Source organism: Streptomyces sp. NBC_01515, assembly GCF_045040345.1.
In the GTDB taxonomy this organism is placed as follows: domain Bacteria; phylum Actinomycetota; class Actinomycetes; order Streptomycetales; family Streptomycetaceae; genus Streptomyces.
Genome location: NZ_CP109416.1, coordinates 10692446 through 10717883, shown reverse-complemented (window position 1 = coordinate 10717883; position 25438 = coordinate 10692446). Strand labels below are relative to the sequence as shown.

Genomic DNA, 25438 nt, shown 5'->3' with positions numbered 1-25438 from the left:
CGCGTCGTTCATGCGGTCGCTGGGCGCGGTCCAGGCCCTCAACCTCGACGGCGGCGGCTCGACCGCCATGGCCGTCGACGGCTCCCTCGTCAACCACACGTCGGACGCCACCGGTGAACGCGCCGTCGGTGACACCATCCAGGTACTGCCCCGCTCCGCCCGCTGACGGAAGCCGGGTACGGGCGTCTGCGGCCCGTACGGGTTCTCGGCTTCACCGGTGCGATGCTCGGACTGTGGGTCCAGGACCTCGACGGCGCCGGCGTGCACGCCGACTTCGGCTACGCCATGTACGAGGCGATGTCCGGATGACCACAGCCGTCGACCTCTTCCACACCGTGCTCGGCCCGTCCGCCGCTCCGCCTCTGCTGCTGGTTCACGGCTGGGGCGGCGACGGCCGCGAGTGGTCACCGCACGCCGACGCCCTGGCTGTCGCCGGACACCGCGTGCTCGTCCCCGATCTGCGTGGCCACGGCCGCTCGCCCGTCCCGGACCGGAACAACACCCCGGGGGGCGATGGCTGACGACCTGGCGGCACTGATCGTTCGCATCGGCACCGGTCCGGTCGTCGCCGTCGGCCACTCGATGGGCGGCCAGGTCGTGAACCTCCTCGCTCTCCACCACCCGGACCTCGTACGCTCCGTCGTCGCGCTCGACCCCGCGCACGGAGCACATGGCGCCGAACTCCAGGACATCCCGCGCCGGTTGGCCGCGTACCAGAACAACGGGGCACGTGCCGCAGGCGAGTTGGTCGAGGGAGCCTTCGCCCCCACCGCCCCACCGGGTCTGCGCACCGCGCACATCCGCACCATGCTCGGCACCCCGGACCATGTCATCGCCCAGGCCTACGCGGGCATGTACACCGACCCCGGCGCGGTGGGCATCCGCCCGCACAGCGGCGGCGGTCACGGAGAGCCGCCGCCGGTCTGAGCCCCTGGCCTGGAGCTCCTGCCGGCCGAAGCGGCCCGAGCTGCCTCGGCCATGTGCGGTGAACCCCACTGGCGTGCCACGTCCTCCGCGAGGGCGAACTGTCGTCGCGCTTCCTCGTCGTCACCGAGGAGCCGGTACAACTCGCCCAGCGAGTGGGCGAACGGACGGGTGGCGAAGGAGATGCTGCCGGCCCCGGCGAGCTGGGCGCGGACGGGAAGCAGGAGCGGGACCAGTCGGTACGCGGCGCTCATGTCCCCCAGAAGAGAGGCCAGTTCGGCCCGGAAGGACAGGTCGACGCCATACAGGTGATCAGGCACGACAGGCACGGAGGAAGGAACGCGGCGACTGATTTCGTACGCCTGCTCGTCCTTGCCCTGCCGGGCCAGGACGACGGCGAGGGCGAGTTCCGTGATGGGCGTGGAGCCGGTACTGAGGGCTCGTAGGAGCTGTTCGGCTTCGTCGGGGCGGTCCTGGCTGAGCCTGACGGTCGTCAGACCCAGAACGCGCACGAAGTCACAGTCCGGCACGCCGTGGGACCGCAGCCGTTCCCGCGCCTCCGTGTAGCAGGCCTCGGCTTCGGGGAAGCGGCCCTCGACGTGGGCCAGCATGGCCAGTGTCGCCAGGTTGACCCCCTCCGCCTCCACCAGCCGGTGCCGTCGGGCGACGGCGAGCCCTTCCGTCGTGTGCCTGCGGACCTGAGCCACGTCGTTGCCCGCCCCGGCGGCCATGGCCCCGATGTGTTCACGCACCCAGCTGTTGGCGGGCAGGTCGTGTGCGTAGCCGAGCACCCGCACCTCCGTCGCCAGCGTCTCCCGGCGGTCGGGGAAGCCGTGCGGAGCGACGACGGACGCGACGGTCAGCGCGCAAGCGAGCAGCAGCGGATCCCCGACCGCACGGGCCGCGGCCAACCGTTGCCCGGCATCCACCTCGCGGTCTCCGTCCCGGCGGTCCCGCTCGCCCGTGGAGGCGGGCGGCAGGAGACCGAGGACGACCGGGTCCAGGTCGGCGCGGGTGAGCAGCCGGTCGACGAACGTGTTGAGCGCGGCCGGGTCGACAAGTCCACGGGGCCCGCTCAGCGCCAGCCCGGGCCCGATCCACGCGCTGCGGGCCGCCACCAGTTCGCCGTGCCCGACACCTTCGGCCGTTTCGATGGCGCGGTGTCGCGTGTTCCTCGCCGCCATGGTCGCCCCGGCGCGGATCTCCGCCCGCAGTCGCCGCCCGAGCAGGGCGACCAGCCTCCCGGCACGGCCGTTCTCCGTATCGTCGTCCGCGGTGCCGGGTATCAGCGCGAAGGAGTCGATCGCCTGCGCGAGCAGCTCCACCGCCGTGTCGTGGGCATACCGGCGCTCGGCCAGGTCGGCGGCGCGCAGCGAGTACTCGACGGCGAGTGACGCCGTCTGCGGGCTCGCGGCCCTGGCGAAGTGATGCGCGAGAGCCGCCAGGTCGTCCGGCCGGCGTCGCCGCAGCACTTCCGCGAGCCGGGCGTGCAGCCGCGCCCGGCGCACGCCGACGAAGTCGGTGTAGACGGTGTCGCGGACCAGCGCGTGCGCGAACCGCACGACGCCAGGCGCCGGTTCGGTCAGCAGCCCGGCCACGACGGCCGCCTCCACTGCGTCGAGTACGGCGTGTTCGTCCTGCCGGGCGTGGTCCGCGGCCTCGACGAGCACATCGATCTCGGCCTCGCGGCCCACGACGGACGCGAGCTGGAGAACGGTCAACGCTCCCTCGGGCAACTGCCTCAGGCGCCGACGCAGTACGTCACGAACGCCCTGCGGCACTTCGGAGACCGCCACCAGGGCACCTTCGCTGGCCAGCAGCCGGGCGCTCTCGCGGACGTAGAAAGGGTTGCCGCCCGTGCGGTCGGCGAGCGCGCCGACGGTCTCCGCGTCGACCGGCTCCCCGCACACCGCCCTGACCAGGGTGTCCACATCCGCCAACGGCAGTCCGCCGAGCGCCAGTCGACGCGGTGAGCGATGGGCGAGTTCGGCGAGGGTCTTGGTCAGCCGATCCCCCGCGTCGGCCGGTCGGTACGCGGCGATCGCCAGTACCGGCGATCCGATCAGCTCGGCCGTCCTCTCCAGCAGAGCCAGCGTCTCGCCGTCGGCCCGGTGGAGGTCGTCCACGACCACCGCCAGCGGGGCGAGCGCGGCGGCCTCCCGCAGCCAGGTACTGAACGCCCGGTGCAGCCGGAACCGCCCACCGGACGCCCGGCCATCCGCCGGGAACCCCGTCGGAACACCCCCGTGGTCCGCCACCCCGACCGGACCGTCGGCGCTGTCCGGGACCGCACCCTCCTTGCATTCCCCGCACCCGAGCCGGTGCGTTCCCCGCGCTCCGGCCTCAACTCCCCCGAACCCGCCTCCAGTTGCACCCTCAGCCCCGCCCCCGGCCTCTCCGACGCCCGTCTGATCGCCGTAGCCGGCCTCGTGCAACAACGCACCGAGCGCGTCCGGATCGGCGGGAGGTGTCCGGCGAGCGAGCGCGCCGAGCGCTTCCACCCAGGCCCAGGCTGAAGGGGCACCGTCGAACTCGGGGCAGCGGCCGACCACCACGGTCCAGCCCTGTTCTCGCAACCGGTGCTGATACCGGCTGAGCAACGCCGACTTGCCGGCTCCGGCCTCGCCGGTCACGAGGACGACACCGCCGCCCGTCCGAGCGGCGCACGCGACCTCGTCCAGCGCCCGCAGTTCGTCGTACCGGCCCACGAACAGTTCATCGGCTGAGGGGGCGGCGACCACCGCCGGCCCCGAAGGGACGCTCGGCGCAGGTTGTCCCAGCTCCGCCGGCACCGCGGCGCGCAGAACCTCGGTTCGCCCGGTGAGTACGGCTGATTCCAACTCGGCCAAGGCCTCACCAAAGCCCAGGCCCAGCTCGTCGGCGAAGACGGCCGCCGCGCGGCGCAGCTCGGCCAACGCCTCTGCCCGCCGCCCGCAGGCCCACAGTCCGAGGGCGAGCAGCCGCCAGCTCTCCTCGCGTAGCGGATGTTCCCGTACTAGCGCCTCAGCCGCCGGTACGGCCTCGGCCGAAGCCCCGCACGCGAGGGCCGCCTCCACCGCTCGCCCTCGTGCGACGAAGTGCAGTTCGTCCAGCCGGGCCGCCTCGGCACGTGCCCACTCCTCGTCACCCCACTCCCCGTAGGCAGCCCCCTGCCACCACCCCAGAGCGCCTTCCAGCAGCTGCCGGGCCTCGCCCGGCGACACCGAGCGCGCCCGCCGCACCGCGGCCTCGAACCGCCAGGCATCCACCGCGTCCTCGGGCAGCCGCACCGCATAGCCCGGCGCGGCACTGACCAGCACACCCGCAGGAGTACGAGGCGTACGGCCCGGTTCGAGCACACGGCGCAGATTCGACACATAGACGTGCAACGAGGCAGCCGCCTTGACCGGGGGCCGGCCCCGCCAGAGGCGGTCGACGAGTTGGTCGACGGGCAACACCCGGCCGCGGTTCGCCAACAGAAGCGCGAGGACCGCACGTTGCCGGGGGCCTCCCAAGTGGACCGGCACACCATCGATGTCAGCACCGATCGGTCCCAGGACCCGAACAGAGAGCATGACGGGCAAATCTACAGCGCCGCTTCGTCCATCTTGTAATCGTTCCACGGCGCGGCCCGCCGGCTGTTCGATCCCGTCGCAGGGCCCAACGGATCTCGTCCGAGTGCTCTCCGTTGCCGAAAGACCGTAAAATACTTTATTCCGACCGGCAGGCCTGATCCGAGCTCCACAACACGGTCACACCCTTCAGGTCGCGAAGGTCTGCCGGCGGCCCCGCGCGGTGGACAGCTCCTCCGCCGCTCGGCAGGCGTCGGCTGTGAGGTGGGGTGAGGACCAGGCCCGGGCCGTGCTTTCCGCCAGGGCGTAATTCTCGGCCGCCGCACGATCCTCGCCGAGGAACCGGTACAGGTCGGCCAGGACGTGCGCGAGCGGCCTGGTGGCATAGGCGGCGCCGGCCGCACCGGCGAGCTGGTCCCGCAGGGGCAGAAGGCGTTCCGCCAGGGCGGCTGCCGTCTCCATGTCGCCGTACAGGATGGCGAGTTGGGAACGGAAGTCGAGGTCCATGCCATAGAGGTGGTCGGCCACGGGTTCCGCGGGACACCGTATCTCCCGTGCCTCGTCGAGCCTGCCGAGGCGGGCCAGGACGAGGGCGAGCGCCACTCCGACGGGGGCGCCGACGGAGTCGTAGACGTCTCGGATCAGCGGTTCGACGTCGGTCACGCGGCCCTGGGCGAACCGGATGGTGATCATGCCCAGTGTGCCCAGGCCCGTGGCGTGGCGTGCCCCGACTCTGCGCAGCAGACCGTCCGCCTCGGCGTACTTGGCCTCCGCCGCGTCGAACCGGCCGGCGACCGTCGCCAGCATGGCGTCGGTGACGGTGTTGAGGCCCTGCGCCCACACCATCCCGTAGCGGCGGGCGAGGGTCAGCCCCTCCTCCGTGTGGCGGCGTACCGCGGCAGGGTCGTTGCGGGTGCCGGCCGTCATGCCGTCGAGGTGTTCACACGTCCAACGGTAGGCGGGGAGGTCGTGGGCCTCGGCGAGTTGCCGTAGCTCGGCGACCAGCGGGGTGCGGGCGGCGCCGTGGGTCTCGTGCGGCAGCAGCTTGGCCGACGTCATCAACGCGGCGGCCAGCAACCGTGGTTCGCCGTTCGCGCGAGCGAGCGACAGCTGAGTACGGGCCGCGTCCCGGGCTCGCGGTGGATCCACGGCGGCTGCTGCCTCCACGAAGACCTGGAGCACCCGAGCGCGTGTGGGGTTGTCCAGGCCGGGATCAGTCGTCAGCTTCTCCAGACGGGCAAGCGACGTCCGGTCGTAGAAGCCCTCCATTCTGCTTCGCCACGGGGAAGGTTCGGTCCAGGCACCGTAGACGGCCGCGACCAGGTCGTCGCGGTCGGCCCGTTCCGCGAGTTCGACCGCACGCCACCGGGTCCGCAGAGCCGCGTCCGTGGAGCCGGCGCGAACCTGCGCGCCGAGCAGCCGCACCAACAGGCCGACCAGGCAGTCGGGTTGCGCGCCGACGCCGCCCGACGCCTCGGCGGCGGTATGCACGTCGATCGCCTGTTGAAGCAGGCCGACGGCGACGTCGTGGGCATAACGCCGCTCCGCCGATTCGGCCGCCCGCAGAGAGTAGTCGATCGCCAGGGGCGCGTTCGCCGCGCTGCCCGAACGGGCGAAGTGGTGGGCCAGGGCGGCGAGATCGTCCGGGCGATGGCGGCGCAGCGCCTGCGCGATACAGCCATGCAGCCGGGCCCGCCGGACACTTGAGAGGTCGGTGTACACGGTGTCGCGGACCAGCCCGTGCACGAACCGCACCCGGCCCGGTCCGCGCTCGCAGAGGAGATCCGCGGCAAGGGCGACGTCGAGGCCCTCCAACATCGCGTTCTCGTCCGTGTCACCCGAGTCGAGAAGCAGGGCGACATCCGTCTCCAGGCCCACGGCAGCGGCGAGTTGCACGGCGGACCGGGCGTCGGCAGGCAGCAGCGCCAGGCGCCTGCGCAGTACGTCACGCACGCCCTGGGGGACCTCCGAGACCGCGACCAGGGCACCCTCACTGGCCAGCAGGCGGGCGCTCTCCAGCACGTAGAACGGGTTGCCGCCGGTGCGCTCGGCGAGTGCGGTCAGCGTCGACGGGTCCACCGACTCCCCGCAGACGGTCTGAACCACGGTGGCGACGTCCCACGGCGAGAGTCCGGCGAGCGCGATCCTGTGCGGCACGTACGGCGCGAGGCCGGCGAGCGTCTTGCCGAGGTGTTCGCCCACCTCGGTGTGGCGGTGGCTGGTGACGATCAGCAGGGGTACGCCGGTGATGCCGGCCGCCGCTTCGAGGAGGGCGAGAGTCTCACCGTCGGCGCGGTGCAGATCCTCCAGGATCACCGCGAGTGGTGACACTGCGGCAGCGTCCCGCAGCCAGGCCGCGAAAGCGCGGTGCATGCGGAAGCGCCCGGCGGTCGCCTCATCGCGGCTGGGGGCGGCCGTGTCCTCCGGCTCGCGCAGCAGAACGGCCAGTTCCTCAGGGCGCTGCGGCGGCACTGCCCGGGCGAGCGCACCAAGCGCCTCCGCCCAGGCCCAGGCGGGCGGAGCACCCTCGTCCTCCGGGCAACGCCCGACCACCACCCGCCACCCGTCCGTCCGCAGCCGGCCGTCGAGCCGGTCGAGCAGCGTGGACTTGCCCGCACCGGCCTCGCCCGTCACCAGCACCAGGCCACCGGTCCGCCGGGCGGCTCGCGCGGCGTCGTGCAATGCGCGCAGTTCCGTGTCCCGGCCGACGAAGAGTCCACGGCCACTGCGCGCCACCTCGACGGTGTCCGCGGACCGCACCGGGACGAGTGCGTTCCCGGGCCCGGCTTCAGTCGCACCGACCACACTGTCGGACATGCCCCCAGGAGCGTCCCGCCCACTCCCGTCCTCGCGAACGGGCTCGGCCGTGACAACCTCGCCCCCGGGAGTATGCGTGTCCGAGCCGAGTGCCCTTCCCGTGATGCCGGCCCGCACCGACCTTCCCTCTGTGAGCAGTCGCAGGGCGTCGAGTTGCCCCGTGAGCAGCGCGTGCTCAACCTCCGCGAGGGCCGGGCCGGGATCGCAGCCGAGTTCTTCACGCAGCACACGTGTCGCACGGCGCACCGCGGCGAGGGCGTTGGCCTGACGGCCGCAGGACCATTGGGCGAGGGCCAGCAGTCGCCAGCCCTCCTCCCGCAGGGGCCGTTCCCGTACGAGAGTCTCAGCCGCGAGAGCCGCCTCGGCCTTCCGGCCGGTGTGCAGGTCGGCCGCGACGGAGAGTTCGCGTGCCTCGGCCCGCAGCGCGGTCAGCCGGGCCACCTCGGGTTCGGCCCACTCCTCGTCCGTGTGCTCGGCGTAGGGCGGCCCCTGCCACGATGCGAGCGCTTCGGTGAGCAGCCCACGGGCTTCCTCGGCCGGGGCGTGCCTGGCACGGCCCACGCGAGCTTCGAACCGCCAGGCGTCCACGGCGTCCTCGGGCAGCCGCAGAGCGTACCCGGGCGGGGCGGTGACCAGGACAGTGGCCGGGGTACGTGGGGAACGCGCGGGTTCGAGGGACCGACGCAGGTTGGAGACGTAGGTGTGCAGGGACACGACGGCTTTGGCCGGCGGTGAGCCCGCCCATACCGCGTCCGCCATCCGCTCGACCGGAACGGTGGATCCTCTGGCCGCGATCAGCAGTGAAAGGACAGCACGCTGACGCGGGGCGCCAAGACCGACCGGATGACCTCCGAGGTCGGCGCCCAGCGAACCGAGGACTCGAATACGCAGCACGCCGCGGAAATCTACCCGAGCCACAGGTCAGGCTGGTCAACGGATGATAAACGTGCTGTTCATCACGGACCGACGAACCCGACATGGAACGCTTCATCGTCCGACTGGACCGATCGCTGCCTCCGGCCAACCGCGACGCACAGAGTGAGCAACTGAAGCACTCGGCGAAACCCTCTGCACCGGCGGACCCCCGAGCGGCTTCCATCTCACGGTCGACCAGGCCCAGCACTTCTCGACACGGCCGGCGCCGGCAGCTTCTCCGACGACTCACCGCTGCAACACGCCTGGCGCGACATCGGGACGGCCTCCCGCCACGCGGCGCTGAGCGTCGAGACCAGCCGGGAGCTCTACGGCCGCGTCCTGCTCGGCCGGGCCCTCCCCCACACCGATGTCGTCTGATCCCTGAACCGACATACCGATGTACCGACATATCGGCGGCGTACAGACGTCGTCCGATCCCAGCAACGTCCCTATCCCAGCAACGCAGAGCGAACGAGACCCGAACCGGTGGGTGCACCCCGACCATCAGCAGACTCGACCCGCCCGACAGCGGACCGCAAGGTCGCGCTGGCCACCGGTGCCGCCCGTGGCATCGGTGCCGCGATCGCCGCCGAGCTGCACCGCCGCGGCCTGCGTGTGGCACTGCTGGACCAGGACGACACGGGCGCCCGCGCCCTGGCCAAATCCCTTGATCCTGACGGCGATTCGGCCATGGCGGTGCACGCCGACGTCAGCGATCCCGAGGGGACCCCGCGTGCCGTAGAGGCGGTGTCCTCCGCGTGGCGCAGCCCCGATGTGCTGGTCAACAACGCGGCACGTACCGCACCCGGCTCGGTGTGGGACGTCGATCTCGACGAGTGGGACGCCCTCATGGCCACCAACCTGCGCAGCGTCCTCGTCCTCACCCGCCTCTGCACACCGGCGATGCGGGAACGCAGCTGAGGCCGGGTCATGAACCTCGCGTCGCCGGCCGGGCAGCAGGGCGGACTGGTCGCCGGTCCGCACTACGCGGCGGCGAAAGCGGGCGTTCTGGTGCTGCCCAAGGTCTTCGCCCAGGAACTCGCGCCCCACGGCGTCATCGTCAACGCCGTCGCTCCCGCGGCCGTAGAGACGCCCGTGATGGACGATCTCCCCGCTGAGGCGTTGCAGCGCCACGCTCGACGTCAACGGCGGCCTGTTCATGCCATGACCATGAGGGCCCGGCGTAAAGTCCGAGGCCGGAAGGGAGACGCGCATGGATGGGGACGGGCTTCCGGCGTCGAGTCCGGCCGAGACGCTCATCGGCCGCGATCACGACCTCGGGCTGGTCCGGGGTTTCGTCGACGAGGCCATGGGATCCGGCGGGGCGCTGCTGCTGTCCGGGGACGCCGGTGTCGGCAAGACGGTGTTGCTGGACGCCGCGGCCGGACAGGCTCGTGTCACGGGCGCGGGGGTCGTGCGTGCCGCCGGTGTGGAGTTCGAGAGCACGATCAGTTTCGCGGGTCTCCACCAGGTCCTTCAGCCGCTGCTGGCCGGGCTCGACCGCCTGACGGACCCGTACCGCACCGCCCTGAGCGTCGCGCTGGGTCTGGACCGGGGCGCACCGTCCGATCAGCTGCTGGTGTCGAACGCGGCGCTGACCCTGCTCGTCCAGGCCGCCGCGGAGCGCCCGTTGCTGGTGATCGTCGACGATCTCCCGTGGCTGGACCGGGCCAGTGCCGTGGTGCTGGGCTTCGTCGCGCGCCGCCTGGGCGGCAGCCGGGTCGGCTTTCTCGGCGCCTACCGGTCGGGGGAAGGCAGCTTCTTCGAACGCGGCGGGGTGCCCCATCACGACGTACAGCCGCTCGATACGACGGCTGCGGCGGCGCTGATCCAGGCGCGCAGCCCGTCCCTGGCGCCGCGCGTGCGGGAGCGGCTGCTGGCGGAGGCGCAGGGCAACCCGCTCGCCCTGCTCGAACTGCCCGTCGCGCTCACCGCACCGCAGCGCTCCGGAGCCGCGGTCCCCGAGCTTCTCCCCCTGAGCCGCCGTCTCCAGGCCGTGTTCGCGTCCCGCGTCGAGACACTGCCCGCGTCGACCCGGCTGCTCCTCCTGTACGCGGTCCTGGACGGCACCGGCGATCTGCGCGTCCTCACCTCGGCCACGTCCGAGCGGACCGGCATGGAGGATCTGGCGGACGCGGAGCGGGCCGGACTCGTGGACGCGACCAGCGGGCGACTGGTGTTCCGCCATCCCCTCACGCGCTCCGCCGTCGTGGAACTCGCCACCAGCGAGCAGCGCCGCGAGGCGCATCGCGCCCTGGCGGAGTACTGGTCCGACCGCCCCGAGCGGCGCGCCTGGCACCTCGCCCATGCCACGGTCGAGCCGACCGAGGAAGTCGCGATCCTGCTGGAGGAGGTGGCGCGCGACACCGTGCGGCGGGGTGACGCGGGCGGTGCCATCGCCGCGTTGCTGCGCGCCGCGGAGTTGAGCCCGCGCGGTTACGAGCGCAGTCGCCGGATCGCGGAGGCGGCCTATCTCGGCGCGGATCTGACCGGCGATCTGCGCGATGTGCCCCGGCTGCTCGAAGAGGCCCGGCTGGCCGACGGCGGCCGGGCGGGACCGTTGGTCGCCGCGGTCGCCGCCGCACACCACATCCTGCTCAGCGGGGAGGGCGACCTCGACACCGCCCACCGGTTGCTCGTCGGCGCGATCGACATGCAGCACCAGCCGTACGACGCCGCCGATCCCACCATGATCGACGCGCTGTACACGCTCGCCTGGCTGTGCCAGAGCAGTCAGCGCACGGAGCTGTGGAAGCCGCTGCACCGGGCGCTCGGTCTGCTGAAACCGGAGGTTCCGGACCAACTCGCCCTGACCCTCAGCACGATGGCCGACCCGGCGCGCACGGCACCGCCCGCGCTCGGGATGCTCGACGAGGCCATCGCCTCCCTCGACCAGGAGGCCGACCCGGTCCGGGTCATCCGGCTCGCCATGACGTCTCTCTACGTGGACCGGTTGCCGGCGTGCAGGACGGCGCTGCGGCGCGTGCTGCGCGACGGGCGGGACAACAGCTCGCTCACCGTGGAGATCCAGGGGCTGGTGTACCTGGGCCGGGACCATTTCGCGTCAGGTGAATGGGACGAGTTGGAGGCGCAGGCCGCGCAGGGCCGGGATCTGGGCGAGGCCCACAGCTACCAGTTGCTGTCGACGGAGTTCCTGTACCAACGGGCGCTGGTGGCCGCCGCCCGGGGTGACGAGGCCGCGGCCAAGGCCCTCACGGACGAGATGACCCTGTGGGCGACACCGCGCGGTGTCGGCTCCTACCTGTCCTGCGCCTCGCATGCGCGGGCGCTCGCCGCGCTCAGTCAGGGCCGGTTCGAGGATGCCTACCGGCACGCGTGCGCCATCAGCCGCGCGGGGGAACTCGCCTCGCACGTCCCGCCGGCCCTGTTCGTCGTGATGGATCTCGTCGAGGCCGCGGTCAGAACGGGCCGGACTTCGGAGGCAACGGCCCATGCGGCGGCGGCAGATGAGGCCGGCATCGCCGCGATCTCGCCACGGCTGGCACTCCTGGTGAAGGCGTCGGCGGCGATCGCGGCCGTGGACCATGAGGCGCTCGACCTGTTCGAGGAGGCGCTCGCCGTCCCCGGCACCGACCGCTGGCCCTTCGAGCTGGCCCGGGTCCGGCTCGCCTACGGCGAACGCCTCCGCCGGGTGAAGGCCACGACGGAGGCGCGCATCCAACTCGCCGACGCCATCGACACGTTCGAGCGGCTCGGTGCCCGCCCCTGGACAGCCCGGGCGGGCAACGAGCTGCGGGCGACCGGCCTGTCCATCGGCAGTGCCGGGGTCACCGGAGCGGCATCACTGACGCCCCAGCAACGGGAGATCGCCCTCTTCGCGGCGGCCGGTCTCACCAACAAGCAGATCGCCGAGCGCCTCTTCCTCTCCCCGCGCACCGTCGCCGCCCATCTGCGCCAGCTCTTCCCGAAGCTGGGCGTGGCCTCCCGCGCCGCGTTGCGCGACGCGCTGGCGGACCTGCCTCCCGACTAGAGCGGCAGGGGTGCTCAGAAGATGCCCTGTCCCGGAACCAGGATCCCCTTCGGGTCGTACGTCTTCCTCGCCTGGGCGAACCGCTTCCAGAGCGGCCCGAAGTGCCGCTTCCAGTCGGCGTGTTGGAAGGGGATCGAGCCGACCGGGTACTGCGTACCACCGGCCGCCTGGACCGTCTCGTACGCGGACCGGTTGGCGGCCAGCAGGCGTCGTACGGTCGCGGTGTCCTCGGGCGGCGCCGCGCGGAGGACCGCGAACAGGTAGGGCATCGGGTCGTCGGGCATGCGCAGCAACGGCGTGTGGAGGTGCTCGCGCAGCAGGGGGTACAGGAGGACGACGCCGGGTCCGAGGTCGGCAGGGGTGAGCGCGTCCAGCAGGGTGCCCGCCACGTCGGCGGTGCTACGGCCCGGCATGACCAGGTTGAGCCAGGGGTGGGCGTAGGCCCACAGGCCCGCTTCCTTCAGGGCGGCGACGGAGGCGGCGAGCCGGTCGAGGAAGTCGTAGTAGCCGAGGTCGGTGATCTGGGCGCCGGACGCGACGTGGCGCAGGCCGCGCAGGAGGACCGTGTCGTCGGGGGTGTCCCCCACCGGCGGCCCGTAGGCGACGGCCTCGATGGCGAACTGGTTGAAGACGCCCGCAGTGTCCGCGCCGACCTGGCCCTCCAGGTAGGCGAAACGGCCCTCGGTGGCGAGGAGTCGCTGGTCGTCGAGGAAGGTCTGGAGGTCGTCGTACGGCAGGAGGTAGTGCCGTACGGTCTCCGGGGCCGGGACCAGGCGCAGGGTGGCGCCGACGATCACCGCGCACTGGCCGAGGCCGGCGAGCACGGCGTGGAAGAGGTCGGGGTGGCGGGTCGGGGAGCAGCGGAGCAACTCCCCTGCTCCGGTGACGACTTCGAGTTCGAGGACGTTGTCGACCTGAGCGCCCTGCTGGTGGCTCTGGCCGCCCAAACCGCCGACGGAGAGGGTGCCGCCGACGGAGAGTTCGAGGTAGTCGGTGAAGACGGGCGGGGTCAGCCCGTGGGCGATGGCCGCCTTGGCGACGTCGCTCCACTTGGCGCCCGCGCCGACCGTGACGCGTGAGCTCCCCGTCCGTACCGGGCCGATGGAGGCGAGCGGTTCGGTCTCGATGATCAGGCCGCCCTCGACCTGCGCCTGTCCGTTCGTCCCGTGGCCCTGTCCGCGCGGGGCCACCTTGAGTCCGTGCAGGTTGCAGAACCGCACCATCGCGACGACGTCCCGTACCGAGCCGGGCCGCAGCATCGCGGCCGGGCGCCGGTGCACGATGTGCCCGAAGTCGTCGGCGTCCGCGCTGAGCGAGGCGTCGTCGGTGTGGAGCGTCCCGTCCAGATGAGGGAGGCCGGTGAGCGGCCGGCCGGTGTCGGTCACCGCCCAGCCGCGCGTGAAGGGATCGAAGCCGATCACCACGGCTGAGCCTGCGACCAGGCCGCGCAGAGCGGTGCGTCGAGACGGGGTGCGGGGCATGTGGTCCTCCTGAGACCGTCCGTGAAACGATCAACGACGGCTCAGTCTAGGCACGTTGGGGCATGGAGAAGGGTTCCGTCCCGGCGAGTTCCCGGGCCGGTTCGGCGCTTCCCGCGGCGACCCGGCCTTGCTACTCGTCGCCCTGGCTGTTCGGGTTCAGGCCCCGGCGCCGCTTCTTGCCGGAGGCGCGCACGAGTTCGCTCGCGGTGAGGGTCACGGTCGCCACGACACGGGCCCAGCGGGGCCCGCCGCGCTCGGCCCAGAACACACATGCGCACCCGCCGACGACGAGGACCAGGACACCGAGCAGCACTGCGACGATCATGTTTCCCACCCGTGGTTCGTACGGTCCGGCGACACGTACGTTCCTGATGATCTTCTCAGGTCCGGATGCGTCGGCCCAGCTCACCCCTCCCGCATCCACGCCCGTGTGCCGAACGAGGCGCAGGCCCGCGAGGCCACGACGGCCGCCGCGCGCAGCGCCTCGGCGAAGCCCTCCGGGGTCAGGCGGACCCCCACGAGGTGATACGCGAGGGCCCCGTGCAGGACGTCACCCGCGCCCAGCGTGTCCGCCACCTTCACCGACGGCACGTCCACCGCGCCTTCGCCGCCCGGGCCCGCCCAGACAATGGGGTCCGCTCCCCCGCTCACCGCCGACCAGGCGACCCCGTGTTCCCGTAGGAAGCGCAGCGTGTCCACCGGTGTGCTCGTACCGGGTGGGCGGAAGTCGGCCGAGCAGACGGCCACGTCGATGAAGGGCAGCAGGTCCTCGGTGCCGGGCTTCCAACTGCCGCCGTCGAAAAGGGTCTTGCGGCCGAGGGTGCGCGCGGAGCGGGCAGCGGCGACGGCCAGTTCCCTGTGGTGGCCGTCGAACTCGGCGATGTCGCAGGCCGCCACCAGCGCGTCGAGGTCGTCGGGCGGGACGAGCCGGTGTGCCGTCGCGTTGGTCGAGGCGACGGCGCGTTCTCCGGTGGACGCGGTCACCAGGACGGAGGAGACGGCGGGCGGCCGCGTCGAGTCGGGCGCCAGGTCGGAGACGGTCACGCCCAGCGCGTTCAGGTCGGCCGTCACCCCAACTCCCAGCGCGTGGGCGCCAATTGCTGTCAGGAGGGTGGCCGCGCCGCCCAAGTAGCTGAAGGAGACAGCCGCGTTGGCCGCCGGGCCGCCCGCGGCGACCGCCTGCTCCCGAGCCGTGAGCTTCTCGTTCGAGCGCGGCGCGTGGTCCACGAGCTGGATGACGTCCAGGGTGCACAGACCGACGAACAGCCCTCTGGGGCGTCCTCTCTCCACCGACGACCTCCTCACGCCATTTACTAACAATTGGTTGAGCAGTTCAGGCTGATAAATCTACTGTTAGTAACTATGAAGGTGAACAGCCCGAACGACACCGCTCGGCTCGCGTCCGAGCTGCGGCTCGCGGTGGGCCGGGTGACCCGGCGCCTGCGCCAGGCGCACGCCGTGGGGGACGTGTCACTCTCCGGAGTCTCGGTCCTGGCCCGGCTCGCCCGCGACGGCTCCGAGTCACCGACGTCCCTCGCCGAGGCCGAGCGGGTACGCCCGCAGGCGATGGCCAGCACCCTCGCGCTGCTCGAACAGCGCGGGCTGGTCCGCCGTAGCCCCGATGCGGCGGACGGGCGGCGGAGCATCCTGGCGATCACGGACGAGGGACGTGCCGTGCTGGCCGAGCGGCGCTCCGCGTCGGTCCACCGGCTCGGGGCCGTCCTCGACGAGTTCACCGCGGAGGAGCGCGCGACCCTCGCGTCGGCCCTGCCCCTTCTCGACCGACTGGCGGAGCGACTGTGACCGAGCGCGCACACATACCCGGCGACGGACAGGAGAACGGGGGCGGCCGGCCGTCGCTGCTGAGCGCCGTGCGCTCGGGGCGTCGTAAGGACCTTCCCCCGGGGCCGAACTACAAGTGGGTCGCACTGTCGAACACCACGCTCGGCGTGCTCATCGCCACGATGGACGCCTCGATCGTGATCATCTCGCTGCCCGCGATCTTCCGCGGCATCGGCCTCGATCCGCTGGCGCCGGGCAACATCGGCTATCTGCTCTGGATGATCCTGGGCTATCTGCTGGTCTCGGCGGTGCTGGTCGTCGTGCTCGGCCGGCTCGGTGACATGTTCGGCCGGGTGAAGATCTACAACATCGGCTTCCTGATCTTCGCGTGCGCGTCCGTCGCACTGTCCCTGGACCCGTTCCGCGCGGGGGCGGGGGCGATGTGGCTGATCCTGTGGCGCGTGGTGCAGGCCTTCGGCGGGTCCATGCTCACCGCCAACTCGGCCGCGATCCTCACCGACGCCTTCCCCGCCCGGCAGCGCGGAATGGCCCTCGGCATCAACCAGATCACCGCCCTCGCGGGCCAGTTCCTCGGCCTTCTCGCCGGTGGTCTGCTGGCCGTCGTCGACTGGCGCGCGGTGTTCTGGGTGAGTGTGCCGATCAGCATCACCGGCACGATCTGGTCGTACCTGAGCCTGCGCGAGACCTCGGCGGGCCGCCCCGGACGCATCGACTGGCTGGGCAACCTCACCTTCGCGGCCGGCGCCGGCATCCTCCTCGCGGGCATCACCTACGGCATCCAGCCCTACGGCGGCAGCGCCACCGGCTGGGGAAACCCGTGGGTGCTCAGCGGCCTGATCGGCGGCGTCGTACTCCTGCTGATCTTCTGCTACGTCGAGACGCACATCGCCGAACCGATGTTCAACCTGGCCCTGTTCAAGGTGCGCGCCTTCGCCGCGGGCAACCTGGCCGCCCTGCTCACCGCGATCGCACGGGGCGGGCTGCAGTTCATGCTGATCATCTGGCTCCAGGGCATCTGGCTGCCGTTGCACGGCTACGACTACGAGGACACCCCGCTATGGGCGGGCATCTTCATGCTGCCGCTGACGCTCGGTTTCCTCATCGCCGGTCCCCTGTCCGGCTATCTGTCGGACCGGTTCGGCGCGCGGATGTTCTCGACGACGGGGCTGGTCGTCGTGGCGCTCTCCTTCCTCGGTCTGCTCGCGCTGCCCATCGACTTCGACTACGGCATGTTCGCGGCGCTGCTGCTCCTCAACGGACTCGGCCAAGGCATGTTCTCCGCGCCGAACACGTCGTCCATCATGGGCAGCGTGCCGAGCGAGTACCGGGGTGTCGCCTCGGGCATGCGCTCCACCTTCCAGAACTCGGGCACCGCCCTGTCCATCGGCGTGTTCTTCTCCCTGATGGTGTCCGGGCTCGCGTCCTCGCTGCCCAGGACGCTGAGCCACGGGCTCCAGATGCACGGGGTACCGACCGGCGCGGCCGAGCAGGCGGCGTCGCTGCCTCCGGTGAGCACCCTGTTCGCCACGTTCCTCGGCAACAACCCCATCCAGCACCTGCTCGCGTCCAACGGAACCCTCGACCACGTCACGGCCGCCCAGCGCGCCGTCCTGACCGGCCACACCTTCTTCCCCCAGCTGGTCTCGGGTCCGTTCCACCACGGCCTGACCATCGTCTTCAGCGTCGCGGCGGGCATGGCCCTGGTCTCCGCGGTCGCCTCGGCCCTGCGCGGCGGCCACAAGCCGGACGCGGAACCCGAACCGTCACCGGCAGGTCTGCCGCCCGCTCCCGCGGAGACACCCGAGACTTCGCAGGCGGGTCCGAACGGGGCGTCGTAGGGCCCGAGTTGGTGCCACGCGGACGGTGAGGGCGAAGTCGTCGATCCCGCCGAGCCTGGTGGCCGGGCAACTGCTGGAGTTTCAGGCCGAGTCACGCAGGAGGGCGTACTACGGTCTGCCCGTCCAGGACGCGCTCGCGACCTTTCACATCGGCGCCCGTCGGCTGTGGGACGAACTGCGGGCCGCGGCGCGCGGTACGGCGGCCGAGGACACCGCCATCGAGTTGGTCGCACCACTGTGGATGTGGGTCCAGTCGGCGAGCGGCGTCGTCGCGGACGCCTTCGCGGACGAGGCCGGGTCACGGTACGCGCGCGAGGCCGGTCTGCGGCAGCGCTTCCTCGAACTGCTCCGCACCGGCGGGGCACCCCGCGAGCACACCGCCGAGATCGCCCGTGAACTCGGATTCGACCCGGACGGCGACTTCCGCGCCCTGTGCACGCCGGCCGCCCCGTGGGCCGCGGAAGGACACCTCGGCCTGTTGCAGCGTGCGGCACGGCAGCTCGCCGGAAGGGTCTCCTGCGGCCTGAGCGGGCAGTTGATGGTCGCGATCACCCAGCGGGTCGACCCGGCCGACCTGGCCACCCGCGTGATCAGCCTGTGCGGCGACGACGCACGCGTGGGCGTCGGTCTCGACCGGTCCGGGCTCGCCGGCGCGGAGATGAGCATCGCGGACGCGGAGCGCGCCCTCGCCGTCGCGTCACAGGGCGGCCGTGCCACGTCGTTCGAGGACGTCTGGCTCCAGGCGAGTCTCCTCGACAGCCGGGAGCGGCTGCACCCCCTGTTCGCCGAGGTCCGCCAAGTCACCGGCGAGCAGCCCCTGTTGGCGGAGACGGTGCTCGCCTTCGCCGACGCCGGGTCGTCGCTGGCCCATGCCGCCACCGCCCTCGGGATCCATCCCAACACGGTGGCCTACGGCTCGGCCAGTGGCACAAGCTCACCGGTGCCCATCCGCGCACCTTCGCCGGACTCCTCCGCTCGGTCATCGGCATCACCGGCTGACGGTGCTTGTGGAATCCACGAAAATCCGCCCGTTCACTCCATGATCACGCCGAAGACTGCCAACCGGGCGCTTCCTACACTCCGTTACCGCTGACTGCGCACCGCAGAAATTCCAGAGCAATGGACGGACCAGGAATGACCGAGAAAGACCCGGGTTCCTACGTGATGGGAAATGCCTCCGAGGAGGCGGACAGGCTCGGCATACAGGCCTCGCTGTACGACAGGCACACCGAACACCTGCTGCGGACGGCGGGACTGCGCGAGGGAATGCGCGTTCTCGACGTCGGCTGCGGTACCGGCGAAGTATCGCTGGCCGCCGCGCGCGTGGTCGGTTCAAGCGGCCGGGTTCTCGGTGTGGACATGGAGCCAGGGGTCCTGGAGCGTGCGCGGGAAAACGCGGCCAGGTCCTCCGTTCGGAACGTCGGCTTCGAACAGGGCACGCTGCCCGATCTCGAAATCGCCGGGCCTTTCGACGCCCTTGTGGGACGGCTGATCCTGATTCATCTCGACGATCCGGTGGGGACGTTGAAGTCACTGACACGGTTCGTCCGCCCCGGTGGTGTGGTCACGTTCCAGGACTTCAATATTTCGAGGACCCGCGCCGTACCCGCGGTACCTGTGGTGACGGAGTCGGTGGGGTGGATCTGCGCGGCGCTCCGCGAGGGGCGCCGTGACCCCGACATGGGTGAGCAACTGGCCGAAGTACTACGCCTCTCGGGGCTCTCCGATCCGAGCGTGGCGGTCGCCGTGCCCACGGGCGGTCCCGACTCGGCGGCGGTGACGCTCATCGCCGAGTCGACGCGCAGTCTGTTGCCGGTGATGGAGCGCGGCGGAATCGCCACCGCCGAAGAGGTCGACGTCGACACACTGCGGGCTCGTATGGCGCACGCCTGTACGGAGGTGCGGGCGACGGTGTACGTCCCGGAACTCGTGGCCGCATGGGCAGAGGTGCGATAACACCCCTGCCTGCGGGACGAGTTGGGCCGCGCCGGGCGCAAGGCGGCCGGTGTGCGGGCCACTTGCCTCCCGCGTACGCATCGCTGTATCGTTTTTCGATAACATCGATAAACGATACACAGGGGGCGGTCCGTCATGACCGACGAGTCGACCGGGGCCGAGAACGGCAGCAGAAACCCGCTGGAACCCATGGCCGGCGTGGTCACCGTGCTCTGCGCGCTGGTCGCGGTGTTCCTGGTCCTGAAGGCGTACGCCGCGGTCGGGATCGGTGGTGTCTTCGGATGGGGCGACGGTTCGGTCTGCGCCACCGACCCGTCCACACAGGGCGGTGGCGAGGACTGGTTCAGCCGGATCATGGAGCCCAAGCCCGGCATCGTGGTCTCGTTCACGCCGCGGTACTGCGACTACTCACCGAGCGGCGGCGCACGTCTGCTCAGCACGCTGACCGAACTGCCGTCCTCCGCCCTCTACATCGGCGCCCTGTTCCTGCTGTACTGGCTGATCCGCGCCGCGCGCCAGGACGGCCCGTACACCTTCCGGACCGCGGGCCGTATACGCCTCCTGGGCTGGTACCTGGCCGTCGGCAGCCTCGTCTGCCACGTCACCGAGAGCGTCGCGGGAGCCGCGCTGCTCAACTCCCTGCGGACGGCGGACCACAGGCCGTTGCTCTACGACGTCGACCACGGCATGCCGTACTTCGCCCTGCTCACCGGCATCGGGCTGCTCTCCCTGGCCCGGATCATGCGGGTCGGCACCGTGATGCGCGAAGACCTCGAAGGCGTCATCTGATGTCCCCCGCCGAGGCCGACCCGCACGCCATCGAGGTCCACCTCGACCGGATCCTGGAGGAGCGGGGCATGACCCTGGCCGAACTGGCCGCGCAGGTGGGCGTCACGAACGTCAACCTGTCCATCCTCAAGAACGGCCGCGCGAAGGCCATCCGCTTCAGCACCCTGACCCGCATCTGCGAAGTCCTCGACTGCCAGCCCGGCGACCTCCTCACCCACCGCCCGCAGCACGGGAAGGGGTGACGGCGTGGTGATGGCGACCTCGCCCCGGGGGCCGGTCGAGCTTCCCTGGATCGTCACCGAACTCGCGGCGGGGCGGCCGGTGCGGGCCGTGTGGCGGAACGAAGTCGGCGGTCTGACGTTTCAGGTCGGCCTGGGGGATGCGCGGCAGTTCGTGAAGTGGACGCCGGCGGGCAGTGGCATCGGCCTCTCGGCCGAGGTGGTGCTCCTGCGCTGGGCGGTGGCGTTCACCGTGGTGCCGGGCGTCCTCGACGAGGGCGCGGACGAGACGGGGTCCTGGATCGTCACGGCCGGCCTGCCCGGGCGAATGGCCGTGGACGACCACTGGAAGCGCGACCCCGGCACCGCGGTACGCGCCATCGGTACCGGGCTGCGCGCCCTGCATGAGCAACTGCCTGTCGCGGACTGCCCGTTCGGCTGGTCGGCCGGGCAGCGGCTGGAGGCGGTGCGGTCCCGGGCGGCGGCGGGCCTGATAGATCCGGCGGACTGGCCCGAGGACTTCCAGCGCCTCGGGACCGTCGAGCGTGCGCTCCGCGTGCTCACCGACATCCCGCCGGTCGATGAACCCGTCGTCTGCCATGGCGACGCCTGCGCCCCGAACACCCTGATCGGCGACGACAGCAGGTGCGGCGGTCACGTGGACCTCGGCGCGCTCGGAGTCGCCGACCGCTGGGCCGACCTCGCCATCGCCACGTGGAGCACGCGGTGGAACTACGGTCCCGGCCAGGAAGAGCCGTTGCTCGAAGCCTACGGAGTCGAGCCGGGCCCGGAACGGATCAGGTATTACCGGCTGTTGTGGCGGCTCTCGGACTGAGCCGCCGTACCCGCGTGATGCGGTGAAGCGGTCCGGGTCTCAGGTCACCAGGAGGTGCGGGTCTGCGACGGCTCCCTCGTGGGGAACGCGGAGTCCCCGCCGAACAGCGGTGCCGGCGCGGGCTCCGACGCCTTCGCCTCGGTCTCGCCGAGCATCATGTCGGGGTCGAACATGACGATCACGGCGGCGACCAGGAGGACGAGGAGCGGGCCGGCGAGCATGACGAGGAGGAAGGCGACCAGGTCGGCCGAGGACTGTGAGGCCCCGGCCACGTTGGTGAGGTGGACGGAGACCGCGGCCATACCTGTGTAGTGCATTCCGGTCACGGCCACGCCCATCACCAGGCTCGCGCCGAGGCTCGCCCACAGCGCGTGGATGGAGACCGCCGCCCACAGCGCCGCGGTGGCGGCCGCGACGGCGATCACGATGGAGAGCGCCACGGTCCCGGTGTCGTAGTGGAGGGTGCCGTTCGTGTGGATGGCGGCCATCCCGAGGTAGTGCATGGCCGCGACACCGAGCCCGGTGACCGCGCCGGCCACACCCAGGTTCAGCGGGGAGCCGCCCCGGTAACCGACGAGGAACACTCCCACGGCGACCACGGCGATCGCCACGAGGAGGCTCAACAGGGTCTTCGTGGCGTCGTAGTTGACGAGCGCGCCCTCGACGCTGAAGCCGATCATGGCGATGAAGTGCATGGTCCATATGCCGCAGCCGATGGAGACCGCGCCGAGCGCCAGCCAGCGGGCTCTGTGCTGCGGGCGGCGCAGCGAACGGGTCGTGCAGCGCAGCCCGAGGGCCGCTCCCAGGCACGCCATCAGATAGGCGGCGACCGGGGTCACCGCGCCGTAGTAGAAGTCGGAGACAGTCGCGGCGGCGGCTGTGGTCATGGAAGGTTCCCTTCACGTACGTGACGGCAGGCGGCACCGCAGTAGCGGTATGCCGGCACGGTGACGTGGCGCACGCTCCCGTCCGGCGGACCGCGGACGATTGCGGTGCCTGCCGGGCGCGGGCCTCCGGTCGGGAGGGGCGCGGGAACACAAGGTGCGCTACGGCAGGGGCGCGCGCGGATCGACCACTCCCGCCCCTGCCGCACGTTCGTACCGGCTCGGCCGGACCTGAACGAGCGCGCGGACATCCTGCTGAGGACACAGGACACGGGGAACCGAACGGTCGAGTTCAAGCCACCAGGCCGAGTTGTGCATGATTCAATCACGCCACTCACACAATTCATACACAACCTGGATGGGTGTTAGCCGAATCGATACTTCACCACCACTGCCCACAAAGCCCACCAGTAGCGGGAGTTCAGCGGCCGGCGCTCTGGCCGCCGTCGACGTGGAGGATCTCGCCGGTGACGAAGGTCGCGTTCTCCAGGAACACGATCGCGTCGACGACGTCGCCGACCTCGCCCATCCGTCCCAGCGGGTGCAGCGCGGCGAGCGGCGCGGACGTCTCCGGGTGCATGGGAGTTCTGATGACGCCCAGCGCGACCGCGTTGCTGCGGATGCCGCGGGAGGCGTACTCGATCGCCAGCGCCCTGGTGGCGGACTGGAGCCCGCCCTTCGTCAGCGAGGCCAGCACGGCGGGGATCGTGGAATTGGCGTGATCGGCGAGGCTGGTGCTGATCTGGACGACGTGTCCGGTGCCCTGACGGAGCATCTGCCGGACGGCGAGCTGGGTGATGTGGAAGAACCCGGTCAGGTTGACGCCGACGACCGCCTCGTACTCCTCCCGGGAGTAGTCGGTGAACGGCTTGGCGAGGTAGAGGCCCGCGTTGTTGACGAGGGTGTCGATCCGGCCGAACCGTTCGATCGCCGCGGCGACGACGCGCTCGGCCGTGGCCGGATCGGTGATGTCGCCCCGGACGGTGAGCACGTCCGGGTCCTCGGAGGGGGTGATGCCGTGTGAGGTCGCGACGACGGAGTGGCCGAGCTTGCGGTACGCCTCGACCAGGCCGGCGCCGATGCCCTGTGAGGCGCCGGTGACGACGGCGACCTTCTTGGCGGGAACGTCCATGGTGGCCCTCGGGGTGGTGACAGTGCGGGTCCGCCTGGTCGGCAGGTCCGCTCGGGTGGGGCACTTCTACCGGTGCGGAGGTCCGAGGTGGGGGAACTCGGACAGCAGGTCGTCGTGCGGCATCACCCCGCCCGAGGTGACCTTTCCGTTCGTCAGGAAGGACATCCGGGCGATGAAGACGTCGTCGGTGAGGCCGCGCCCGTTGGGATAGACGGCGGGCCGGCCGCGGTCGTAGGCCAGGACGTCCGGCAGGACGGTGGCGGCCGCCGCGTTCGCCTCGGCGGGCGGATAGCCGTTCCCCTCCAGGATCTTCGACCACGGCCCCAGGTACTTCGCCACGTCGTCCGCCGGATGCCCGGCGTTGTACGCGTCCTTCGCGTAGTCGGGATTGATGAACGGGTTGATCGTCGGCTGCCCGCCGCGGTCCACCTGCACGAGTTCGCCGTCACGGCGCACGCTGACGGTCGCCCACAGGTGGATCAGCGGATCCGGGCCGAGCATGTCGTCGGGCACCTCAAGCGCGATGCACTGCACGTCCTTGTCGCCGAAGGCGTCTTCTCCCGTCCACACGAAGCCGTGCAGGGCGCCTTCGGCGTCGGCGAAGAACGGATCGCTGCGTACGCCGGTGAACAAGCGGCAGCCACCCGCCTCGACGGGTTGCGCCGACGCGTCGAAGCCGACCGGTACGGCACTGGCGAGCACCTCACCGGCCGGCTCGGCGCTCCGGGCGTCGGCGCCGGTGGCGTAGTAGGCCGTGCCCGTCTGCCTGCCGTCGCCCGCCTCCGTGAACACGAACGAGAAGGCGGCGTCGGCCTGGTTGTCGCCGTCGTTGTCGATGTTGATGCGGTACACCGCGTCGGGGTGCAGTTCGGCACTCATCAGGAACGGCGGGGTCGCGCTCAGGCCCGTCGCGAACGGGTTCACGTCGATGATCAACACCGTTCTGCCGGGGTCTCCGGACGCCGGGAAGGCGAACAGGTCGGTCAGGTCCAGGCGCGCGTCGTCGCCGGGGAACTTGAGATAGGCCGCGCTGAAGTGGTTGGACATGGGCGATTCCCTCGGTCGGCCACGAGGAGGTCGCGCCGTGCGGAGTTCGTCGCCCTGGCGCTACGGCTCGCGGGACGGTGGGTGACTTCTTCCAGGGTCCTGCGGCACGGGGAGCCCTCGCGCCCGTAGAACTCACTGGTCCGTGCCGGGACGATCGACAGGGGACGGGGGACCTGCGACACCCTGGGCGGCCGTCGGCCAGGGAGGACCACGGGCGCGGGGGCGGGTACCGCGGCGGGTGGCGCACGATCGGGTTGTTCGCCGCCGACGATCCCGGCGGCCTCGATCGGACACTCGGCTCGATGCCCCTGCGTGTCCGGCGCGCGGAGAGCGGCCGGGAGTTCCGGTCACGCTCGTCGTGGAGGTGCCGTACGGGCCGAGCGGCGAGACCCTTGAGGAGGTGACCGCCCGTGCGGACGGCCTTGCGTGTGATCCGGCAGCAGATGCGGGACGTCGTGCGGTAGCTGCCGCTCTCCCGGCACCCCGGTGACCCGGCGAGCGTCCGGGGAACCGGCGTTTCCAGTGCCTCCACGGCCCGCCGGTCGCCGTGATCTCCATCTCCACCTCGTTACGGAGGCAGCAGTGAACGATCTCTCAGGAAGCACCGTCGTCGTCATCGGCGGCAGCTCCGGCATCGGGCTGGAGACGGCACGCCAGGCGCATGCGGCCGGCGCGAAGATCGTCGTCACCGGACGTGACCGGGGGCGGCTCGACGCCGCGCGGGACGAGCTGGGCGCGTCGGCCGCGAGGCTCGACCTGAGTGATGGGCCGGGACTGCACCGGTTCTTCGCGGAGCTGCCCGCGCCGGTCGACCACGTCCTGGTCGCGGGCGGCGGGCCGCTCTACTCGCCGATCGCCGACATGGACTTCGACGAGGCGCGGAGCGTGCTCGACGAGCATCTGCTGGGCTCACTGCGTATCGCGCGGGAGTGCGCGACGTGTGTCCGTCCCGGTGGGTCGCTGACGTACATCACCGGCACGCACGCCCGCCGCCCCGGCGTGGGGCTGAGCATCGCGGCCATCGCGGCGGCGAGTCTGCCGGCCATCACGGCGAACGCGGCCCTCGAACTCGCCCCGGTCCGGGTCAACGCGATCGCCGCCGGGTTCGTCGACACCCCGTTGTCGGCGCGGCTGCTCGGCGCGAACTGGAGCGCCGCCGGGAGGAGTTGCGTGCCACGCTGCCGATCCGCCGGGTGGTGGGACCGTCGGACGTGGCCGCGCTCGCCCTGCACCTGATGACCAACACGGCGCTCACCG

Annotated in this window: 21 protein-coding genes and 2 pseudogenes; 15 read left to right on the top strand and 8 right to left on the bottom strand. The window is 71.5% G+C overall.

Translation table 11 applies throughout. From position 1 onward, the window contains the following. Window position 1: 1 nt before the first annotated feature. From OG407_RS47350 to OG407_RS47335, 4 genes and pseudogenes are all read left to right on the top strand, one after another. Window positions 2–166: pseudogene (locus tag OG407_RS47350) on the top strand (phosphodiester glycosidase family protein); the annotation flags it as partial. Then, window positions 163–309 (top strand): hypothetical protein, encoded by a 147-nt coding sequence (locus tag OG407_RS47345; RefSeq protein WP_405868954.1) that lies wholly within the window; start codon window positions 163–165, stop codon window positions 307–309. The pseudogene OG407_RS47350 and the gene OG407_RS47345, both read left to right, overlap by 4 nt. Further along, window positions 306–521, top strand: a complete 216-nt coding sequence (locus OG407_RS47340; RefSeq protein ID WP_405867371.1) for an alpha/beta fold hydrolase — start codon at window positions 306–308, stop codon at window positions 519–521. Before OG407_RS47345 ends, OG407_RS47340 begins: the two co-directional genes overlap by 4 nt. Continuing rightward, entirely contained in the window at window positions 514–927 is a 414-nt protein-coding gene (locus OG407_RS47335; protein ID WP_405867369.1) for an alpha/beta fold hydrolase, read from the top strand. The genes OG407_RS47340 and OG407_RS47335 overlap by 8 nt, the downstream gene beginning before the upstream one ends. Here OG407_RS47335 and OG407_RS47330 read toward each other — a convergent pair. Both OG407_RS47330 and OG407_RS47325 read right to left on the bottom strand, forming a co-directional pair. Continuing rightward, window positions 903–4478 (bottom strand): BTAD domain-containing putative transcriptional regulator, encoded by a 3576-nt coding sequence (locus OG407_RS47330; protein WP_405867367.1) that lies wholly within the window; start codon window positions 4476–4478, stop codon window positions 903–905. The genes OG407_RS47335 and OG407_RS47330 overlap by 25 nt on opposite strands. A gap of 186 nt (window positions 4479–4664) precedes the next feature. After that, a complete protein-coding gene (locus OG407_RS47325) occupies window positions 4665–8186 on the bottom strand; it encodes a BTAD domain-containing putative transcriptional regulator (protein WP_405867365.1) in 3522 nt (1173 codons plus the stop codon). Between the two features lie 174 nt (window positions 8187–8360). On the opposite strand from OG407_RS47325, the gene OG407_RS47320 reads away from it, so the two are divergent. The 3 genes and pseudogenes from OG407_RS47320 (at window position 8361) to OG407_RS47310 (ending at window position 12198) form a co-directional block, all read left to right on the top strand. Then, window positions 8361–8585, top strand: a complete 225-nt coding sequence (locus tag OG407_RS47320; RefSeq protein ID WP_405868952.1) for a hypothetical protein — start codon at window positions 8361–8363, stop codon at window positions 8583–8585. A 108-nt stretch (window positions 8586–8693) separates the two neighbouring features. Continuing rightward, window positions 8694–9356, top strand: a pseudogene (locus OG407_RS47315) (SDR family NAD(P)-dependent oxidoreductase); the annotation flags it as partial. Window positions 9357–9420: 64 nt separating this feature from the next. After that, complete coding sequence (locus OG407_RS47310) at window positions 9421–12198, top strand: ATP-binding protein (protein WP_405867363.1); 2778 nt, start codon at window positions 9421–9423, stop codon at window positions 12196–12198. Between the two features lie 14 nt (window positions 12199–12212). Here the strand turns inward: OG407_RS47310 and OG407_RS47305 are convergent, their stop codons facing one another. The 3 genes from OG407_RS47305 to OG407_RS47295 form a co-directional block, all read right to left on the bottom strand. Further along, window positions 12213–13679: an FAD-binding protein gene (locus OG407_RS47305; protein WP_405867361.1), complete on the bottom strand. Its 1467-nt coding sequence runs from the start codon at window positions 13677–13679 to the stop codon at window positions 12213–12215. 130 nt (window positions 13680–13809) lie between these two features. Further along, complete coding sequence (locus OG407_RS47300) at window positions 13810–14004, bottom strand: hypothetical protein (RefSeq protein ID WP_405867359.1); 195 nt, start codon at window positions 14002–14004, stop codon at window positions 13810–13812. Window positions 14005–14084: 80 nt separating this feature from the next. Then, window positions 14085–14969: a PfkB family carbohydrate kinase gene (locus OG407_RS47295; RefSeq protein ID WP_405867357.1), complete on the bottom strand. Its 885-nt coding sequence runs from the start codon at window positions 14967–14969 to the stop codon at window positions 14085–14087. A gap of 72 nt (window positions 14970–15041) precedes the next feature. On the opposite strand from OG407_RS47295, the gene OG407_RS47290 reads away from it, so the two are divergent. The 7 genes from OG407_RS47290 to OG407_RS47260 all read left to right on the top strand — a co-directional run bounded on the left by OG407_RS47290 (window position 15042) and on the right by OG407_RS47260 (window position 21118). Beyond that, complete coding sequence (locus OG407_RS47290) at window positions 15042–15482, top strand: MarR family transcriptional regulator (protein ID WP_327398843.1); 441 nt, start codon at window positions 15042–15044, stop codon at window positions 15480–15482. After that, the gene (locus OG407_RS47285; RefSeq protein ID WP_405867355.1) at window positions 15479–17320 is read left to right on the top strand and encodes an MFS transporter; all 1842 of its coding nucleotides are present in this window, start codon (window positions 15479–15481) and stop codon (window positions 17318–17320) included. The genes OG407_RS47290 and OG407_RS47285 overlap by 4 nt, the downstream gene beginning before the upstream one ends. Window positions 17321–17345: 25 nt before the next feature. Further along, entirely contained in the window at window positions 17346–18413 is a 1068-nt protein-coding gene (locus OG407_RS47280; RefSeq protein ID WP_405867353.1) for a PucR family transcriptional regulator, read from the top strand. A 41-nt stretch (window positions 18414–18454) separates the two neighbouring features. Continuing rightward, window positions 18455–19276, top strand: coding sequence for a class I SAM-dependent methyltransferase (locus tag OG407_RS47275; RefSeq protein ID WP_405867351.1), 822 nt, complete (start codon window positions 18455–18457; stop codon window positions 19274–19276). Between the two features lie 135 nt (window positions 19277–19411). Next, window positions 19412–20065, top strand: coding sequence for a DUF2975 domain-containing protein (locus tag OG407_RS47270; RefSeq protein ID WP_405867349.1), 654 nt, complete (start codon window positions 19412–19414; stop codon window positions 20063–20065). Beyond that, window positions 20065–20307 (top strand): helix-turn-helix transcriptional regulator, encoded by a 243-nt coding sequence (locus tag OG407_RS47265; protein ID WP_328675236.1) that lies wholly within the window; start codon window positions 20065–20067, stop codon window positions 20305–20307. Before OG407_RS47270 ends, OG407_RS47265 begins: the two co-directional genes overlap by 1 nt. Window positions 20308–20317: 10 nt before the next feature. Then, window positions 20318–21118 (top strand): aminoglycoside 3'-phosphotransferase, encoded by an 801-nt coding sequence (locus OG407_RS47260; protein WP_405868950.1) that lies wholly within the window; start codon window positions 20318–20320, stop codon window positions 21116–21118. Window positions 21119–21162: 44 nt separating this feature from the next. Here the strand turns inward: OG407_RS47260 and OG407_RS47255 are convergent, their stop codons facing one another. The 3 genes from OG407_RS47255 to OG407_RS47245 form a co-directional block, all read right to left on the bottom strand. After that, the gene (locus tag OG407_RS47255) at window positions 21163–22005 is read right to left on the bottom strand and encodes an MHYT domain-containing protein (protein ID WP_405867346.1); all 843 of its coding nucleotides are present in this window, start codon (window positions 22003–22005) and stop codon (window positions 21163–21165) included. A gap of 418 nt (window positions 22006–22423) precedes the next feature. Further along, a complete protein-coding gene (locus OG407_RS47250) occupies window positions 22424–23134 on the bottom strand; it encodes an SDR family NAD(P)-dependent oxidoreductase (RefSeq protein WP_405867344.1) in 711 nt (236 codons plus the stop codon). Window positions 23135–23200: 66 nt separating this feature from the next. After that, window positions 23201–24181, bottom strand: coding sequence for a DUF4331 family protein (locus OG407_RS47245; RefSeq protein ID WP_405867342.1), 981 nt, complete (start codon window positions 24179–24181; stop codon window positions 23201–23203). A gap of 582 nt (window positions 24182–24763) precedes the next feature. On the opposite strand from OG407_RS47245, the gene OG407_RS47240 reads away from it, so the two are divergent. Then, window positions 24764–25417, top strand: a complete 654-nt coding sequence (locus OG407_RS47240) for an SDR family oxidoreductase (protein ID WP_405867340.1) — start codon at window positions 24764–24766, stop codon at window positions 25415–25417. Window positions 25418–25438 lie beyond the last annotated feature (21 nt).

Excerpts from the sequence above, each read along its gene's own strand:
- OG407_RS47265 (WP_328675236.1), top strand. The coding sequence starts at position 20,065 with ATGTCCCCCGCCGAGGCCGACCCGCACGCCATCGAGGTCCACCTCGAC.
- OG407_RS47245 (WP_405867342.1), bottom strand. The coding sequence starts at position 24,181 with ATGTCCAACCACTTCAGCGCGGCCTATCTCAAGTTCCCCGGCGACGAC.
- OG407_RS47275 (WP_405867351.1), top strand. The coding sequence starts at position 18,455 with ATGACCGAGAAAGACCCGGGTTCCTACGTGATGGGAAATGCCTCCGAG.
- OG407_RS47270 (WP_405867349.1), top strand. The coding sequence starts at position 19,412 with ATGACCGACGAGTCGACCGGGGCCGAGAACGGCAGCAGAAACCCGCTG.
- OG407_RS47300 (WP_405867359.1), bottom strand. The coding sequence starts at position 14,004 with ATGATCGTCGCAGTGCTGCTCGGTGTCCTGGTCCTCGTCGTCGGCGGG.
- OG407_RS47290 (WP_327398843.1), top strand. The coding sequence starts at position 15,042 with ATGAAGGTGAACAGCCCGAACGACACCGCTCGGCTCGCGTCCGAGCTG.
- OG407_RS47305 (WP_405867361.1), bottom strand. The coding sequence starts at position 13,679 with ATGCCCCGCACCCCGTCTCGACGCACCGCTCTGCGCGGCCTGGTCGCA.
- OG407_RS47250 (WP_405867344.1), bottom strand. The coding sequence starts at position 23,134 with ATGGACGTTCCCGCCAAGAAGGTCGCCGTCGTCACCGGCGCCTCACAG.
- OG407_RS47335 (WP_405867369.1), top strand. The coding sequence starts at position 514 with ATGGCTGACGACCTGGCGGCACTGATCGTTCGCATCGGCACCGGTCCG.
- OG407_RS47330 (WP_405867367.1), bottom strand. The coding sequence starts at position 4,478 with ATGCTCTCTGTTCGGGTCCTGGGACCGATCGGTGCTGACATCGATGGT.
- OG407_RS47340 (WP_405867371.1), top strand. The coding sequence starts at position 306 with ATGACCACAGCCGTCGACCTCTTCCACACCGTGCTCGGCCCGTCCGCC.
- OG407_RS47310 (WP_405867363.1), top strand. The coding sequence starts at position 9,421 with ATGGATGGGGACGGGCTTCCGGCGTCGAGTCCGGCCGAGACGCTCATC.
- OG407_RS47260 (WP_405868950.1), top strand. The coding sequence starts at position 20,318 with ATGGCGACCTCGCCCCGGGGGCCGGTCGAGCTTCCCTGGATCGTCACC.
- OG407_RS47255 (WP_405867346.1), bottom strand. The coding sequence starts at position 22,005 with ATGACCACAGCCGCCGCCGCGACTGTCTCCGACTTCTACTACGGCGCG.